The organism is Carboxylicivirga longa, assembly GCF_050589825.1.
GTDB classification, from domain to species: domain Bacteria; phylum Bacteroidota; class Bacteroidia; order Bacteroidales; family Marinilabiliaceae; genus Carboxylicivirga; species Carboxylicivirga longa.
Genome location: NZ_JBNGOZ010000077.1, coordinates 1 through 650 on the forward strand (window position 1 = coordinate 1; position 650 = coordinate 650).

Here is a 650-nt window from a genome sequence, read left to right on the forward strand (position 1 = left end):
TCAATATTGTCAAAGATATCGTGTTTGAAAAGACAATTTCTAAATGGTACTGTATCGAAACCAGCATCAGCATTGAGGAAAAGTCCACCGACACTGATATTTGATTCTTCTAATGATGTGACCATGCTATCAAAATTTTGTGTAAGATTAAAAGCATCATTATGGTTTCCAGATATTGGGTCACTACAGGCAATTGGTATACCCTTACTGTCAAAGAGAATAAGCATATTACTTGTCTTGCACTTTTTTCTCCCTTGGTAAGCAACTGCTTCACCACCACGTTTGGCAGGAGTATGTGTTCCATCTAGCTGGACTGATGACATATCTAGTGATGATTTATATTCCTTGAGTAGTGCTTGCCATAGCTTCTCCCAACTACCATCTTTACACCATTTGCGGTAGTGGGCATAAATGCTATTCCAACTGTACTTTACTCTAAAGAATTGTTTTATCGGTATTTCACGCCATTGACAGCCTGTTTTAAGGCGATATATGATTGCTTTGACCACTTGATGGAGTTTAACCTTAGTATTGTCCCATGAGTTGCCAAATGCTAAATATGGGCTTATGTTTTTTTTATAATTTGAGTACTTAACACCTGATGAATATTTATTAAATATACCATTTAATCATCAGAATATCAATTAATT

1 protein-coding gene is annotated in these 650 nt (G+C 35.5%); it reads right to left on the reverse strand.

The features are described 5' to 3' along the window. On the reverse strand, positions 1 to 509 hold a 509-nt coding region (locus ACRD7A_RS19120), incomplete at its 3' end, for a transposase (RefSeq protein WP_430817969.1). Positions 510 to 650 lie beyond the last annotated feature (141 nt).